Origin of the sequence: Allobosea sp. OAE752 (genome assembly GCF_050433265.1) — a bacterium.
In the GTDB taxonomy this organism is placed as follows: domain Bacteria; phylum Pseudomonadota; class Alphaproteobacteria; order Rhizobiales; family Beijerinckiaceae; genus Allobosea; species Allobosea spartocytisi.
The window spans coordinates 135,484-151,062 of sequence record NZ_JBNPXO010000003.1; the positions used below are offsets into that span (position 1 = coordinate 135,484).

The window sequence follows — 15,579 nt, forward strand, 5'->3', positions numbered from 1 at the left end:
TCCTTCTTCCAGGATATCCAGGTCCTGCGGCGCTCGGCGTCGCAGGACTTTTTTGTGGCCTATCGGAAAACGTCAGCGCCGCGCGGCCCGCTTGCGCGCCGGAGCCGTGGCCGGTTCGCTGGCCGAGGCAGACGCCAACAGCGAACCGATCACATAAACGGCAAGCCCCAGGCCGATCAGCGCCGCCACCGGCTCGCGTTCGGCCCGCTTCGCCAGCATGCGCCCGCCGAGATCGGCATAGCCGCGTGCCCGCGCCGCATAGTCGCTGGCCTGGTCGGCATAGTCGTCGACCTGGCCCCGCTGGGAGCGCAGCCATTTGCCGCCGGCCCGCAACACCTGGTTCCCGGCATCGGCCGCTTCCGATCCCTGGTCTTGCAGCCAGCTACGCCAGCGTCCGTAATCCGGCTGGTAGCGTTCCCAGCGCGAAGCAGGCTCACGGCTGCGCAGGGCAGCCCAGGCGATCAGCCCGACGCTCAGCGCACCGAGCCCAAAAGCCGCCAGCGGGTGCCGCCCGACAGCGCCGGCCACGGCCTGCCCACCCTGGCGGGCCGTCTCCATCGGATCGGCCTCGCTGACGGCATCGGTCACGGCCTCTTTCGCGCGGGTGTAATGGTCCTTGACCACCTCGCCGGCCTTGTCGGCCATCTCGCTCGCCTTGCTGCGCAGGCTGCGCACGGTGGCACCCGCCTCCTCGCGCATCTCCTCCGCATCCTTCGGCACATCGGGCGGGAAGCTGTTGGTCATCGCCATCGGGAACACTCCGTTTCTGGACAGGGTTACGAGGTGAACCGGCGATCGGAAGATGGGTTCCGCCCGAGGCAGAAAAACGCACCGTCATCGATGCAGGATGTTTCGGCCATCACCGCGTCAAGATTGGATGCGATCTGAGCCTGCAACAGGGGCATCAAACGAGAAGGAGACGCTTATGCACGTTCAGCACCTCCAGATCGCGCATCCCTCCATCCTCTCGGATCCCGAATGGATCGCGCTCGAGAGCATCGAGGAAGAAACCCGGCATTTCATCTTCGATGAAACCATGCTTCACGCTCTGGAAGGCCGCGGCCTGGTCAAGTCCGACGGCTCGATCTGGCGTGTCACCGAAACAGGTCAGAAGCGGCTGAGCGAGCGGAGCTGATCCGCCTCTTTGGCCTCGGACGGGCTGGCGCGGATCTGAAGCGCGGGCCCGGAAACCTGCCGATCGCTGCACCGGCGCTGGACATCCTCCAGCGCCGTTGCCATGTGCAGGCAAGCCCCGTGAACCGAAACCTCTTCCGGAATGCCATGGCGAAGCCTGTCTCGATCACCATCTCGCATGATCTCGGCCGCGCAGCTGCGCTGGATCGCCTGCGGGGCGGCATCGACCGCATCCGTGACCGGCTCGGCATGGTCAAGATGCAGCTCGTCGAGGAGCGCTGGGAAGGCGACAGCCTGTATTTCGGCGTCGCGGCGCTCGGTCATACCGTCCATGGGCGGCTGGATGTCGAGGACGCCCTGGTGCGCGTCGAAGTGACGCTGCCCTGGATGCTCGCCGTCTTCGCCGAGAAGCTGAAGATCGGCGTCGAGAAGCAGGGACAGATCCTGCTGGAGAAGCCAAGGGCCTGAGCCAGGCCGGCCCCGCCGCCCGCCCGCATCGCGCCGGCCTCTCCCGCCGCGGCGAACGCTTTGACCCGCGCCCAAAAAAACTGCCGCCCACGCAAAAAGGTTCTACGTCTTTCGGTTGAAATCGCCGCCGCAAATCCCCATCCTCGAAATCATTCCACAGGCTTGATTTTTACGTTCGGATTTCGGGAGAGACATGCATCACGGCCCGCTGATCGCCATCATTGTCGCGGGCCTCGGCCTTGCTTTCGTCTTCGGGGCCATCGCCCAGAAACTGCGCATTTCCCCGCTGGTGGGATATCTGCTCGCCGGCGTCGCTGCCGGCCCGTTCACGCCGGGCTTCGTCGCCGACCAGAACCTGGCCAACGAACTGGCTGAGATCGGCGTGATCCTGCTGATGTTCGGCGTCGGCCTGCATTTCTCGCTGAAGGATCTGCTGTCGGTCAAAACCATCGCCGTTCCCGGCGCCATCGCCCAGATCGCGGTCGCGACCCTGCTCGGGCTTGGCCTCGGCCTGCTGCTCGGCTGGAACTGGGTTGCCGGCCTCGTCTTCGGCCTCGCGCTCTCGGTCGCCAGCACCGTGGTGCTGCTGCGCGCGCTGCAGGAGCGCCGGCTGGTGCAGACGGAAAAGGGCAGGATCGCCGTCGGCTGGCTGATCGTCGAGGATCTCGCGATGGTGCTGGCGCTGGTCGCGATCCCCGCCGTCGCCAGTGCGATCAACGGCGGACAGTCCGGCGGCCCCTCCCCGCTCTCGGCACAGTTCGATCTCGGCCTGTGGGGCGTACTCGGCGTCACCGTCGCCAAGGTCGCCGCCTTCATCGCCTTCATGCTCATCGTCGGGCGCAGGGTCATTCCCTGGGTGCTGCACTGGGTCGCCCATACCGGCTCCCGCGAGCTGTTCCGGCTCGCCGTGCTGGCGGTCGCGCTCGGCGTCGCCTTCCTGTCGGCGACGCTGTTCGGCGTCTCCTTCGCACTCGGCGCCTTCTTCGCCGGCATGATCCTCTCGGAATCGCCGCTCTCCCAGCGCGCCGCCGAGGAGACGCTGCCGCTGCGGGACGCCTTCGCGGTGCTGTTCTTCGTCTCGGTCGGCATGCTGTTCGACCCTGGCATCCTGCTGCGGGCGCCGTGGGCGCTGCTCGGAACGCTCGCCATCATCCTGATCGGCAAATCGGTCGCAGCCTGGCTGATCGTGCGCGCCTTTGGCCGCTCGAACGCGGTGGCGCTGACGATCTCGGCCTCGCTGGCGCAGATCGGCGAATTCTCCTTCATCCTCGCCGGCCTCGCCGCCAGCCTCGGCATCCTGCCGTCGCAGGGGCGCGACCTGATCCTCGCCGGCGCGATCCTGTCGATCCTGCTCAACCCGCTGATGTTCGCGCTGATCGACCGGCTTGGTGCCGACACCGGCGCCAAGCCCAAGCCCGCGGCCGACGCGCCCGAGGCCGATGCCGCGGCGCCCGCCGCCCAGCCTGCGCCGGCCGTGGAACCGGAGCGCGACGTCATCCCGACGAGCCTGTCGAACCATATCGTGGTGGTCGGCTATGGCCGCGTCGGCAGCCTGCTCGGCGCGGGGCTGCTGGCGCAAGGCGCCAAGCTCCTGGTGATCGAGGACAACCCGGACGCCATCGCGACGGCGAAGCGCGACGGCGCCGAGCTTCTCATCGGCAACGCGGCCGACCCCGAGGTGCTCGCGGCCGCCGCGGTCGGCCGTGCCACGCGGCTCTTCGTCGCCATCCCCGGCAGCTTCGAGGCCGGGCAGGTCTGCCAGCAGGCGCGCACGGAAAACACCACCCTGCCGATCGTCGCCCGCGCCCATTCGGACGCGGAGGTCGAGCATCTGACGAAATGCGGCGCGACGCTGACCATCATGGGCGAGGCCGAGATCGCACGCGCCATGCTCTCGCTGTGCGGCAATCTGAACGCCGCCACGGGCGCGCCCCGAAGCGGCGACGGCGAGGCTGCGGCGGACGCGCAGGCCCGACCCGATGTCGCCCCTCCGGCCGACGCTCCCGCCATGCGGGAGAAGCCGAACACCAGGGCGGAATTGCCACCGCCGGCGGATACCTCGACGGCGGCTTGAAGCGTCATCCCGGCCGCAGCGAAGCGGAGGGCCGGGATCCATGCCTGAACCCCGACCGGAAGCGCTCCGGCATGGATCCCGGGTCAAGCCCGGGATGACGGTGAGGCTCGACAGCGAGCCGGCGACCGCCGCCGCGATGGCGGCCTGACCGCCCTCAGCCGACGAGTTCGAAGCGGATGTCGTGTGCGCCTTCGTAGAGCGTCTTGCGGCCGAGCGCGTAGAGGTTCTCCAGCCCCTCGGTCAGGGTGATGAAGTGGTTGCCGGAGAGCTGGCCCGCCTTGCTGGCGAACTGCACGCCGCCATAGGCGAGCAGGATCTCGGTCTCGCTGACGCCGCCCGGATAGAGGATGATGTGCCCCGGCGCGGGATAGCTGGTGTTGTTCTCGTAGCCGACGCCGAAGTCGAGATCGCCGAGCGGCATCCACACGCCCTCGCCGCTCCAGCGGACATGGACGATCTTGCTGACGAAGGGCAGATGCCGCAGGAAGGCGGCGCAGGTCTTCGGGGCCGCCTCGAGCTCGAACTTTCCGCCGAAGGTGTACGGGCCGGCGGTGATGACCAGTTTCTGCATGGGATGATCGTCTCTCTGAAAGGGAGCCTGAGGTTCCGGTGAATGGCATTGCGGGCCAGTCTGGCGCAAGCGGTGGCGACGGAACAGGTGCGAGGCCGAAAAGCGAAGAATTCGCTGCGTGCGCCATCCGCGAATGCATCGAGCCCTCATCCTGAGGAGCCGCAAAGCGGCGTCTCGAAGGATGAGGACTGAAGGTCCGGGCAGCCGGAGCCTTCAGGTAATCGCCTCCTTCAGGTCGAGCGTGCCGACCTTGCCGATGGCGTCGTAGTTGCGTTTCAGCCAGCGCTTCGCCGCCGCCCGGCCCATATCCCTGAGCCGGAGCAGGAAGTCCCATTCCGCGTTCATGCGGGAGGAGGAGGTCAGCTCCGCCAGGGGCGGGCCGCCGTCGATGCGATGCATCAGCACGCGCTTGTATTCGTCGCGCGGCAGCTTGCCGTCGTCGATGAGGCGATTGACGAAATCGATCGCCCTCAGCTCGCGCAAAAGCGAAGCGTTGAAGGTGATCTCGTTCAGCCGGTCCTGGATTTCCCGTGCCTTGGTCGGCAATTCCCGCCGCTGGATCGGGTTGATCTGGACGAGCAGGATGTCGTCGCAATGCGCCTTGTAGAACAGCGGGAACAGGGCGGGATTGCCCATATAGCCGCCGTCCCAATAGGCTTCGCCGTCGATCTCGACCGCCTGGAACACCATCGGCAGGCAGGCCGAGGCCATTACATGGTCCGGCGTCAATTGCTCGCCGTCGAACACCGCGATCTTGCCGGTTCGCACATTGGTGGCGGCGATGAACAGCTTCACGGCGTCCTGCGCCCTGACCTTCTCAAAGTCGATCAGGTCGGCGACGACGCCCCGCAGCGGATTGATGTTGAGCGGATTGACGTCGTAGGGGCTCGCCACCTTCGAAAACATCTCGAAGAACAGCATGCCCGGCGGTGTTCCCGTGCTATTGCCCCAGGCGCCGAGCATGGTGTCGATCAGCGAGCGCTCCGAGCCGCCATATTTGCCGTCGACGCTGATTGCCCGCCAGAAGGCCTCCAGCTTGGCGCGCGCACCGTCCGCTCCGCCGTCGAGCCAGCCCTCGGCCAGCACGACGGCGTTCATCGCGCCGGCGCTCGTCCCGGTCAGCGCCTCGATGCCGAGGCGCCCATCTTCGAGGATGACGTCGAGCACGCCCCAGGTGAAGGCGCCATGCGCGCCACCACCCTGCAAGGCGAGCGAGACGGTCTTCTCCGCTTTCGGTCCCGCCAGGCCCTTGACCGGCTCCGAGCGGCGGTGCGGGCGCCCGCTCACGCGGCGGTCCAGCCGCCATCGATCGGCAAGGTCGCGCCCGTGATCGACTTCGCCGCATCGGTGCAGAGGAACAGGGCGAGCGCCGCCACCTGCTCGACCGTGACGAATTCCTTGGTCGGCTGGGCGTCGAGCAGCACGTCGTTGATGACCTGCTCCTTGGTCATGTTGCGCGCCTTCATCGTGTCGGGGATCTGCTTCTCGACCAGCGGGGTCCAGACATAGCCCGGCGCGATGGCGTTGACGGTGATGCCCTTGGTCGCGACCTCGAGCGCCACCGTCTTGGTCAGGCCGGCGATGCCGTGCTTGGCCGAGACATAGGCGCTCTTGAACGGCGAGGCGACGAAGGCATGTGCCGAAGCGGTGTTGATGATGCGGCCCCAGCCCTTTTCCTTCATCTTCGGCAGCGCGGCGCGGATCGTATGGAAGGCCGAGGACAGGTTGATCGCGATGATCTGATCCCATTTCTCCGGCGGGAACTCGTCGATCGGCGCGACATACTGGATGCCGGCATTGTTGATCAGGATGTCGATGGCGCCGAAGGCCTTCTCGCCCTCGGCGATGAAGCCGGCGATCTCGGCGGGCTTGGTCATGTCGGCGGGCGAGAACACCACCTTGATGCCGAATTCCTGCTCGAGATCGGTGCGCAGCTTCTCGGCATCGGCTGGGGGCATGATGCCGTTGATGACGAGATTGGCGCCTTCCTTGGCCAGTGCGCGGGCATAGGCGAGCCCGATGCCGGAGGTCGACCCGGTAATGGCGGCAGTACGGTCTTTGAGGAACATGAGCGTCAAGGCTCCTGACAATCGGGGAGAAAATGCTTAGGTTCGGGTTCGAACGAGGCAATGCACCGACACGATATCGCCGCACGTTGCCCGATGAGTCTTTGCAACGCAACATGACGAAAATGCAGTCGAACGCGCATCATCACGGCGAACATGACCATGCGTCGCATACGCATGGCGACGAAGCCTGCCGCCATGCGGTGGACCACCGCCAGCACGCGGCGGAGGCTCTGGCCCGCGCCGAAAGGATCTGCCGGGAACGCGGCCTGCGCCTCACCCCGATCCGGCGCAAGGCGCTGGAAGCGCTCCATGCCGACCACCGGCCGGTCGGCGCCTATGATCTGGCCGACCGCATCTCGCCGGAAGGCGGGCGCAGGCTGGCGCCGATCTCGATCTACCGGGCGCTGGACTTCCTCGTCGAGCAGGGCTTCGTCCACCGGCTCTCCTCGAAGAACGCCTATGTCGCCTGCCTGCACGGGCATGGTGCGAACGAGGTCGTCGCCTTCCTGATCTGCGAGGTCTGCGGCGGCGTCGATGAGGATTCTTCGCCCGCGATGAAGAAAGCGGTGGCGGCGATCGCGGAAACACGGCAATTCTCGCCCTCGCATCAGATGGTCGAGATCGTCGGCCGCTGCGAGCATTGCCGGAACGCCGGCCCGTGATAGAGCAGCCCGCATGAACGAGCGCGCCTTTTCCTATCTGACGCCGGAACACGCAGGCCCGCTGGCCCGCCAGCTCACCGTCCCGGTCAAGGTCGGCCACGTCACGGTCGGCGGCGGCGCGCCGATCGTCGTCCAGTCTATGACCAATACCGACACGGCCGATATCGCCGCCACCGTCGCGCAGGTCGCGGCGCTGGCCCGGCAGGGCTCGGAGCTCGTGCGCATCACGGTCGATCGCGACGAGGCCGCCGCCGCCGTGCCGAAGATCCGCGAAAGGCTCGACCGCATCGGCGTCGACGTGCCCCTCGTCGGCGACTTCCACTATATCGGCCACAAGCTGCTGGCCGACCATCCGGCCTGTGCCGAGGCGCTGGCGAAATACCGGATCAATCCGGGCAATGTCGGCTTCAAGGACAAGAAGGACAAGCAGTTCGGCCAGATCGTCGAGATGGCGATCAAGCACGGCAAGCCGGTCCGCATCGGCGCCAATTGGGGCTCGCTCGACCAGGAGCTGCTGACGGCGCTGATGGACGAGAACGCCCGTTCGCCCCGCCCGCTCGATGCCCGCGCCATCATGCGCGAGGCCATGGTCCAGTCGGCCCTGCTCTCGGCCGAGCGCGCCGAGGAGATCGGGCTCGGCCGCGAATACATCATCCTTTCGGCCAAGGTCTCCGGCGTGCAGGACCTGATCACGGTCTATCGCATGCTGGCGAGCCGGGCGAACTACGCCATCCATCTCGGCCTGACCGAGGCCGGCATGGGCTCGAAGGGCATCGTCGCCTCCTCGGCCGCGCTCGGCATCCTGCTGCAGGAAGGCATCGGCGACACCATCCGCTATTCGCTGACGCCGGAGCCGGGCGGCGACCGCACGCTCGAGGTCAAGACGGCGCAGGAGCTGCTCCAGACCATGGGCTTCCGGGCCTTCGTGCCGCTCGTCGCCGCCTGCCCCGGCTGTGGCCGCACGACCTCGACCGTGTTCCAGGAGCTCGCCCGCGACATCCAGAACTGGATCTCGAACTCCATGCCCGAATGGAAGACGCAATATCCCGGCGTCGAGAACCTCAACGTCGCGGTGATGGGCTGCATCGTCAACGGCCCCGGCGAGTCGAAGCATGCCGATATCGGCATCTCGCTGCCGGGCACCGGCGAGGCACCGACGGCCCCCGTCTTCGTCGACGGCAAGAAGGTTGCGACCCTCAGGGGCGCCGGCATCGCGGAGGAGTTCAAGGCCATGGTCGCAAGCTATATCGCCCACCGCTTCGGTACCGGGCTCGGCGCAGCCGGCTGACCGCTCCCTTTGCCAGCCGCCTGCGTTATGGTAGAGGCCCCGGCCTTCCGCTGCACTGCAGCACGAGCGGAGATCCCCAATGGGGCATGAACAAACGGGTCTTTCGACCGTCAGGCCGGAAGACTCCCGTTTCGGTCTGGACGATGGCCATGGTGCCGCCGGCGGCCCCGGCCACGGCCACGGCAAGCACGGCTATACCGCGCTGGCCCTCGGGGCGCTGGGGGTCGTCTATGGCGACATCGGCACGAGCCCGCTCTACGCGCTGCGCGAAACCCTGCTGGCGGCCACCGGCGGGCAGGAGAATGTCGTCATTCCGCCGACGGTCGTCATCGGCGTTCTGTCCCTGATCCTCTGGTCGCTCGTCATCGTCGTGACGCTGAAATATGTCGTCCTGCTGATGCGGGCCGACAACAACGGCGAAGGCGGCATCCTCACGCTCGTGGCGCTGGCGCAGCGCGCCTTGGGCCGCAACCGCAGCCGGGCCGCTCTGCTGCTCGGCATGATCGGCGCCGGCCTGTTCTATGGCGACACCGTCATCACCCCGGCGATTTCGGTGCTCTCGGCCGTCGAGGGCGTCAAGCTGGTCACGCCCGTGCTCGACGACTACATCCTGTGGATCGCCTCGGCGATCCTGATCGGCCTGTTCGTCGTGCAGAGTCACGGCACCCAGCGCGTGGCGACCTTCTTCGGCCCGATCATGCTGATCTGGTTCGTGACGCTGGCCGGCCTCGGCATCTACCACATCGCCGACGACCTCACGATTTTCCGCTCGATCAACCCCTATTACGCCCTGATGTTCTTCCACGACCATGCCGGCGTGGCTCTTGCGGTGCTCGGCTCGGTCTGCCTGGCGGTGACCGGGGCCGAGGCGCTCTATGGCGATATGGGTCATTTCGGGCGCGGGCCGATCCGTGGCGCCTGGCTCTATGTCGTCTTCCCGGCGCTCTGGCTCAACTATCTCGGCCAGGGAGCGCTGATCCTGTCCGACCCGAGCGCCATCGACAACCCGTTCTACCGGCTGGCGCCGGAGGGCTTCCTGCTGCCCTTCGTCGTGCTGGCGACGGTCGCGACCATCATCGCCAGCCAGTCGGTGATCACCGGCGCCTTCTCGCTGACCCGTCAGGCGATCCAGCTGGGGCTGCTGCCGCGCATGGAGATCCGCCACACCTCCGAGCAGACCTCGGGCCAGATCTACGTGCCGCGCGTCAACCTGATGCTGCTCATCGTCGTCCTGATCCTGGTCTGGTCGTTCCGGACCTCGTCGAGCCTGTCACACGCCTACGGCATCTCGGTCTTCGGCACGATGGTGGTCTCCTCCATGCTCGCGGCGATCGTCATCCGGCGCCACTGGGGCTGGAGCCTGCCGGCCACCGCGGCGATCATTCTGCCCTTCCTGCTGGTCGACCTCTCCTTCTTCTCGGCCAACATGCTGAAGCTGTTCCATGGCGGCTATGTGCCGGTGCTGCTCGCCATGGCGCTGACGGTGGTAATGTGGACCTGGATGCGTGGCACCAAGATCCTGTTCGACAAGACCCGTAAGACGGATGTGCCGCTGCTCGAACTCGTCGGCATGCTGTCGAAGAGCCCGCCCGCCCGCGTCAAGGGCATGGCGGTCTTCCTGACCAGCGATCCTGAGACGGCGCCGGCCTCGCTTCTGCACAACCTCAAGCACAACAAGGTGCTGCATGAGCGCAACGTCATCCTGACCGTGCGCTCGGTCGACACGCCCCGCGTCGCCGAGGAGGAGCGCGTGCGCCTCTCCCGCATCACCGACGATTTCTGGCGCGTCGATCTGGTCTACGGCTACATGGAGAGCCCGAACGTGCCCAAGGGGCTCGCCATGCTGCGCAAGCAGGGCTTCAAGTTCGACATCATGTCGACCTCGTTCTTCCTCTCACGCCGCTCGATCAAGCCCTCGCCGCAATCGGGCATGCCGGTCTGGCAGGACAATCTCTTCATCAGCCTGACCAAGAGCGCGACCGACGCGACGAGCTTCTTCCAGATCCCGACCGGCCGCGTCGTCGAGGTCGGCACGCAGGTCACGGTCTGAGCGGAAGTCCGGACGCGCCTCGTCATTCTCGGGCGGAGCGAAGCGCAGATCCGAGAATATCTCGCTCAGGAAATGCTCGGGTCAAGCCCGAGCATGACGACCCGCTGCGCTCGATCTAGCCGCACCGTGTCGCCTCTTCGCACGTGAGCACCGGACGCGCAGAAAACGCCGCCAGTCGGACACCGCAGCATGGTTGCCGGGAGCCTCTCAGTCCAGCCGCGCCGAACTCGCCTCTTCGGGCACATGCCGCACCCGCTCGCGATAGAGCAGGTAGAGGCCCGAGGCGATGACGATGCCGCCGCCGATGAAGGTCCAGCGATCGGGCAATTGCCCGAAGACGAGCCAGCCCATCAGCACCATCCAGACGAGCTGCGAATAGATGAAGGGCGCCAGGACCGTCGCCGGCGCCAGCCGATGCGCCAGGATCAGCATCCAGTGCCCGACGGCGCCGAAGAAGCCGGTCGCGAACAGCGCCGCCCAGGCGAGAGGTTCCTGCGGCGTCGTCCAGACGAAAGGCAGGACCGGCAGCAGCGCCAGCGTGCCGGCGAGCCCGGAATAGACCATCGTGGTCTCCGAGGAGTCGGAGGCCGCCAGCACCCGTGTCGACAGCGCATAGAAGGCGTAGCAGAAGCAGCCGGCGACCGAGAGCAGCGCCGCCGGATGCATCCCGCCCACGCCCGGGCGCGTCACCACCAGCACGCCGAGGAAACCGATGCCGATGGCCATGAGCCGGCGCGGTCCGGGCCATTCGCCGAGCAGCGGCCCCGACGCCAGCGCGACCAGGAAGGGCGCCGCGAACATGATCGAGATCGTCTCAGCAAGCTGCAGATAGCGCAGCGCGAAGAAGTTCAGCACCGTCGAGGCAAGCAGCATCAGCGAGCGGAAGAATTGCAGCCAGGGCCGCTTTGCCCTGAGTACGCCGGGATGGCTCCACGGATTGATCACGAAGGAGACCAGCGTGACGCTGACGCCGTAACGCGCGAAGGCGACGAGCAGCGGGTCCATGCCGTGGAGGCCGAGCCATTTCGCGTTGGTGTCGAGCAGAGCGAAGCAGATGACGGCAGCGCACATCAGGCCAATGGCCGTCAGGCGCGCGCGGCGCGCCTCGTCGACAGTCTGGGAAGGCGCAGGCAAGCCCGCCTCGCTATGATCTGAGCGAATGAGGAGATCAGGCTTAAACGATTTGAGGCGGCCTGCCAGCACCGGAACGCATGCGCTCCATGCATCAATCAGGCGTCGCTATCGGCCTCTTCACCATCGATCTCGGGATCGTCATGGTCGGCGCCGGCCTTGGAGAGGCCCTTGGCCGCCTTGCGCAGCAGCTTGCGCAATTGCTTGCGCTCCTTGCCGTCGAGCTTGTCGAGCAGCTCCTCCTCGACATCGTTCCAGACCGCGTCGAGCTCGGCCGCCGTCTTCTGCCCGGCTTCCGTCAGGGCGACCTGCACCAGCCTGCCGTCCCGATTGCCGCCCTCGCGCGTCACCAGACCCTGCAGCGAGAGCCGGCCGATCGTCTTCGAGACGGTCGGCGGCTTGACCCTGAGCAGCGAGGCGAGCTCGCCCATCGTCATCGGTGCCGGCTGCAGCGCCTTCAGCGCCTGCTCCTGCCCGGGGAAGAGGCCGAGCCCGTTCAGCTTTTCGCCCATCCGCGAGCGATGCAGCCGCGCCGTCACGAGCAGGGCGCGACCGACGCTTTTCTCGAGAGCCTTGGTCATGGAGCCATCCTTCGGCGGATCCTTGCGCGGATAAGGAAGACGCTTCGCCGGCTGCGTATTCGCCCGCCAACATGACAGACAGATGACAATCCCATGTCGGTCTTAAAAGACCGCGACTTTTGCCGCGACTTTTTGCAGGAAAGCGGCGCGGCTTTCGGGCGTGGCGCGATTCATGCCGTAATGCGCCAGATAAACGGGGCGCACCGTCGGATGGCAGACGGCCCGCAACGCCCGGCAAACCAGCCTGCGCGGCGGATTTCCCATCAGAAAAGCCGTCCAGCGCGTGGCTCCATAGCTCGTCACTGCGACGAGTTTGCGAATGTTGCCGAGCGCCGGCTCGACCTTGCCGCCGACGAGCTCGAAGGAGACGCCCGGCAGGAAGACCCGGTCGAAGAACCCCTTCAGGATCGCCGGATAGCCGAAATTCCAGACCGGAAAGCACAGCACCAGCGCGTCGGCCGCCTGCAATCGCGCGACATAGCCGGCAACGTTCGATCTGTTGCTGGCTGTGTCGTGATAGGAGCGGCGCTCGTCGGGGCTCAGAACCGGATCGAACCCCTCGGCATAGAGGTCGCAGTCATCGACCTCGTGCCCGGCCTGCCTGAGCCCCTCGACCACCGTCCGGTGCAGGGCGGCGCCATAGCTCTCCGGGTCGGGATGGGCGAAGAGGACGAGCACGCGCATCGTCAGCCGGCCCCGGCTTCGGACAGGCTGCGGAACAGGAAGGTCTTGCCCGAGCGGTAGTCGTAATCCGGGTCCTCCCAGGCGATCATCTTGCCGGGGTTGAGCAGCCCCTGCGGATCGGCCTCGCGCTTGAAGGCGAGCTGCGTCTCGTCGGTCTGCTTCATGCCGCCCTCCTCCAGCGTGTAGCGATGCGGATTGAAGATCGGCGCACCCATCTCCTCATGGATGGCGATGATCTCGTCCAGCCGCTCCTCCGTCGTGAACCGCAATAGCGGCAGGCCGAAACAGGTGATCTTGCCATCGAAGCGCACGAATTCGAGATGCGCGATGAGCTCCTCGCCGAAGCGCCGATGGATGGCCTCGACCAGCTCGACCTGATCCGGGAAGGGATAGAGCACCTGGAGATAGGTGATCGCCGGATCGACCCGCAGCGCGCGCAGCGTCGTGTGGTTCCAACCGAGCTCATAGGCCGGCGGCAGGCCCTTGGCATCCTCCGGTGAGAGCGTGTCCGAGCGCAGCAGAAGCTCCGCGCCCCGGAAGCGCCGCGCATAGGCCGTGAGCGCATCGACGGCGAAATCGGCGGCCATGACAACGACGAGATGGCTGTCGCGCGGCAGGAACTTGCGATGGCGCAGGAAATAATCATGCGGCGCCGGCGCGGCGAAGACGCTGAGGTTCTTGAGCGCGAGCCCGTCCTGCTCGCCGACCGCATTGGCGAATTCGGTCGCAACGCGCAGGTTTTCGAAGCCGACGATGACATCGACCCAATCATAGGCCGGACCGAGCGGCATCTCGACCTCGGTGATGATGCCGTTGGTGCCATAGGCATGGGCGACCTTGTGCAGGTCCTCGCCCGCGAATTCGAGCAGGCGCGGGCTTGCCTCCATCGTCGCGACCTTGAGCCGGATGATGTTGCCCCAGTCGCGCAGCCCGCCCCATTTGATCGAGCCGACGCCGCCCGACCCGCCGGCGATGAAGCCGCCGATCGAGGCAGTCTGATAGGTCGAGGGGTGCAGCCTGAGTTCCTGCCGCGAATGCGCCCGTGTCTCGTCGTCGATGCGGGCCATGATCGCGCCGGGCTCGGCGACATAGCGGCCGGCGCCGATCTCCTTGACCTTGTTGAAGCCGGAGAGATCGAGCAGCACGCCGCCCGAAAGCGGCATCGCCTGCCCGTAATTGCCGGTGCCGGTGCCGCGCGGCGTCACGGGAATGCCGAGCGCGTGGCAGGCGGCGAGCGTCTGAACGACCTCCGCCTCGCTCGTTGGAGAAACCACGATATCGGCCACGACCTGATCGAGCTGGCGCTTCAGCACCGGCGAGTACCAGAAGAAGTCGCGGCTCTTCTGTTTCACCAGCGCCGGGTTCTCCTCGGTGCGGACGCCACTGATGCGGGCTTTTAGCCCCGCGATGTCGTAGCGGCTCGTCATGATGCTCTACCCATCAGATGATCCAGCTCGCGGTAATCCGGGAGGGTCCGGTCGATCGCCCTGCCCGCGACCAGGACGCTGCGGTCCCCCTGCGGCCGGGCGAAGAACTCGGTCCAGCTCCGCGCCCGCGTCAAGATGAGATCGGCTGGCCCGCCCGCCGCCAGCACGCCGACACCGTCAAGCCCCATCACGGCCGCCGGCGTCCGTGCCACGGCGCAAGGCCAGTCCGAACCGGAATGATCGAGCTGAAGGATGCGCGTCGCCTCGCGCAGCACCTCCACGAGGTCGAGATCGCCATAGGCGTAGAACGGATCACGCGTGTTGTCGGAGGCGACCATCACCGGCACGCCGGCCGCCTTCAGCTCGTGCAGCGCCGTAACGCCGCGCCAGCGCGGCGTGCGGCCCGCCTGCCGGTCCTGCAGATACAGGTTGCAGAGCGGCAGCGAAACCACCCCGATGCCGGCCTCCTTCACCTTGCCGATGATCCGCGCCTCGTCCTCCGGTGCCTGCAAGCTGAGCGAGCAACAATGCCCGCACAGGATCTTACCGGTGAAGCGGTGCCGCAGCGCCGCATCGGCGATGTGCTCGAGCGAGCGGGCTGCCGGGTCGTTGCTCTCATCGACATGGAAATCGAGATCGAAGCCGTTCTCGCTCGCCGCCCGGAACAGGATGTCGAGCGCCCGGTCAAGCTCCGGGATCATGTAGGTGACGCAGCCGAGAAGCCCGTCGCCATGCATCTTCACCGCCGCGATCACCGCCGCCATATGCGCCGGATCGAGCGCCTGCTCGACGCCGAACAGCGGCGAGGCCTGCAAGGCGATGTGCCCGGCCCAGCGTTCCCGCATCTCCGCATAGACCGGCCAGGAAATACCGATCTGTTTGCCGAGCGAATCGAGATGCGTCCGGATCGCAGCGGTGCCATGGGCAAAGGCCGTGCGCAGCGAGAAATCCATGCGCGTCCGGACATCCAGCGCCGACCAGTTGGCCTCGCGGTCATTGGCGACGGCAGTGAGCGCGCCCGGAAACGTCCCGTCCGGATTGGGACTGCGCGGCCAGATATGACCCTTGTCGAGATGGGTGTGGCAGTCGACCAGACGCGGCAGCACGATGCCGCCCTCGAGGTCGAGCGCCGGCCGATCGTCCCTCAGCGTCTCGGTTCCCGCCGGCAGCAGCGATTCGATCCGACCATCGGCAATCGCAAGGTCGATCCGGGCAAACCCGTCACGATCCGCGGCGAAGGAGCCGCCATCGATCAGGCAAAGCGGCGCGCTCATATTGAGCAGGCGGAAGGCGGATGCATCCGGAAGCGTGGCGAAACCCAACGTCACTTCCGCACCTCCCGCATCGGCCCTCCGCTACTGGATATCGGCCCGCCCTGTGCCCCGCAAGCGCGACCGCCGCAGGGCCCATGGCGCAGAAGGCCACGCAGCCGTCGCATCC

15 protein-coding genes are annotated in these 15,579 nt (G+C 66.7%); 6 read left to right on the plus strand and 9 right to left on the minus strand.

Features of this window, described 5'->3' with window-relative positions; genetic code table 11:
• Positions 1 to 72: 72 nt before the first annotated feature.
• Positions 73 to 750 carry a hypothetical protein gene (locus GGC47_RS09820; protein WP_142021981.1) on the minus strand — a complete coding sequence of 226 codons (678 nt, stop codon included), beginning with the start codon at positions 748 to 750 and terminating at the stop codon, positions 73 to 75.
• Positions 751 to 925: 175 nt separating this feature from the next.
• Here GGC47_RS09820 and GGC47_RS09825 point away from each other — a divergent pair, with 175 nt between their 5' ends.
• The 3 genes from GGC47_RS09825 to ybaL all read left to right on the plus strand — a co-directional run bounded on the left by GGC47_RS09825 (position 926) and on the right by ybaL (position 3,676).
• Positions 926 to 1,135, plus strand: coding sequence for a hypothetical protein (locus tag GGC47_RS09825; RefSeq protein WP_038359720.1), 210 nt, complete (start codon positions 926 to 928; stop codon positions 1,133 to 1,135).
• 146 nt (positions 1,136 to 1,281) lie between these two features.
• Entirely contained in the window at positions 1,282 to 1,602 is a 321-nt protein-coding gene (locus GGC47_RS09830) for a polyhydroxyalkanoic acid system family protein (protein ID WP_038359722.1), read from the plus strand.
• Positions 1,603 to 1,795: 193 nt separating this feature from the next.
• Complete coding sequence (gene ybaL / locus GGC47_RS09835; RefSeq protein WP_081925197.1) at positions 1,796 to 3,676, plus strand: YbaL family putative K(+) efflux transporter; 1,881 nt, start codon at positions 1,796 to 1,798, stop codon at positions 3,674 to 3,676.
• 154 nt (positions 3,677 to 3,830) lie between these two features.
• On the opposite strand, the gene GGC47_RS09840 is transcribed toward ybaL, so the two are convergent.
• From GGC47_RS09840 to GGC47_RS09850, 3 genes are all read right to left on the minus strand, one after another.
• On the minus strand, positions 3,831 to 4,247 hold the full coding sequence (locus GGC47_RS09840) for a DUF3830 family protein (protein ID WP_112761495.1): 417 nt from the start codon (positions 4,245 to 4,247) through the stop codon (positions 3,831 to 3,833).
• A 213-nt stretch (positions 4,248 to 4,460) separates the two neighbouring features.
• Complete coding sequence (locus GGC47_RS09845; RefSeq protein ID WP_142021982.1) at positions 4,461 to 5,534, minus strand: patatin-like phospholipase family protein; 1,074 nt, start codon at positions 5,532 to 5,534, stop codon at positions 4,461 to 4,463.
• Entirely contained in the window at positions 5,531 to 6,316 is a 786-nt protein-coding gene (locus GGC47_RS09850) for a 3-hydroxybutyrate dehydrogenase (protein ID WP_038359726.1), read from the minus strand. Before GGC47_RS09850 ends, GGC47_RS09845 begins: the two co-directional genes overlap by 4 nt.
• 113 nt (positions 6,317 to 6,429) lie before the next feature.
• On the opposite strand from GGC47_RS09850, the gene GGC47_RS09855 reads away from it, so the two are divergent.
• From GGC47_RS09855 to GGC47_RS09865, 3 genes are all read left to right on the plus strand, one after another.
• Entirely contained in the window at positions 6,430 to 6,978 is a 549-nt protein-coding gene (locus tag GGC47_RS09855) for a Fur family transcriptional regulator (RefSeq protein WP_038359728.1), read from the plus strand.
• A gap of 13 nt (positions 6,979 to 6,991) precedes the next feature.
• Positions 6,992 to 8,266 (plus strand): flavodoxin-dependent (E)-4-hydroxy-3-methylbut-2-enyl-diphosphate synthase, encoded by a 1,275-nt coding sequence (ispG, locus tag GGC47_RS09860; protein ID WP_142021983.1) that lies wholly within the window; start codon positions 6,992 to 6,994, stop codon positions 8,264 to 8,266.
• A gap of 79 nt (positions 8,267 to 8,345) precedes the next feature.
• Entirely contained in the window at positions 8,346 to 10,316 is a 1,971-nt protein-coding gene (locus GGC47_RS09865) for a potassium transporter Kup (protein ID WP_370954526.1), read from the plus strand.
• Between the two features lie 207 nt (positions 10,317 to 10,523).
• Here GGC47_RS09865 and GGC47_RS09870 read toward each other — a convergent pair whose 3' ends face one another.
• From GGC47_RS09870 to GGC47_RS09890, 5 genes are all read right to left on the minus strand, one after another.
• Entirely contained in the window at positions 10,524 to 11,450 is a 927-nt protein-coding gene (locus GGC47_RS09870; RefSeq protein ID WP_370954527.1) for a DMT family transporter, read from the minus strand.
• Positions 11,451 to 11,545: 95 nt separating this feature from the next.
• On the minus strand, positions 11,546 to 12,028 hold the full coding sequence (locus GGC47_RS09875; RefSeq protein WP_038359732.1) for a MarR family winged helix-turn-helix transcriptional regulator: 483 nt from the start codon (positions 12,026 to 12,028) through the stop codon (positions 11,546 to 11,548).
• 102 nt (positions 12,029 to 12,130) lie between these two features.
• On the minus strand, positions 12,131 to 12,712 hold the full coding sequence (locus tag GGC47_RS09880; protein ID WP_142021985.1) for an NAD(P)H-dependent oxidoreductase: 582 nt from the start codon (positions 12,710 to 12,712) through the stop codon (positions 12,131 to 12,133).
• A 2-nt stretch (positions 12,713 to 12,714) separates the two neighbouring features.
• Positions 12,715 to 14,139: an FAD-binding oxidoreductase gene (locus tag GGC47_RS09885; protein WP_142021986.1), complete on the minus strand. Its 1,425-nt coding sequence runs from the start codon at positions 14,137 to 14,139 to the stop codon at positions 12,715 to 12,717.
• Positions 14,136 to 15,467, minus strand: a complete 1,332-nt coding sequence (locus GGC47_RS09890; protein ID WP_142021987.1) for a cytosine deaminase — start codon at positions 15,465 to 15,467, stop codon at positions 14,136 to 14,138. Before GGC47_RS09890 ends, GGC47_RS09885 begins: the two co-directional genes overlap by 4 nt.
• Positions 15,468 to 15,579 lie beyond the last annotated feature (112 nt).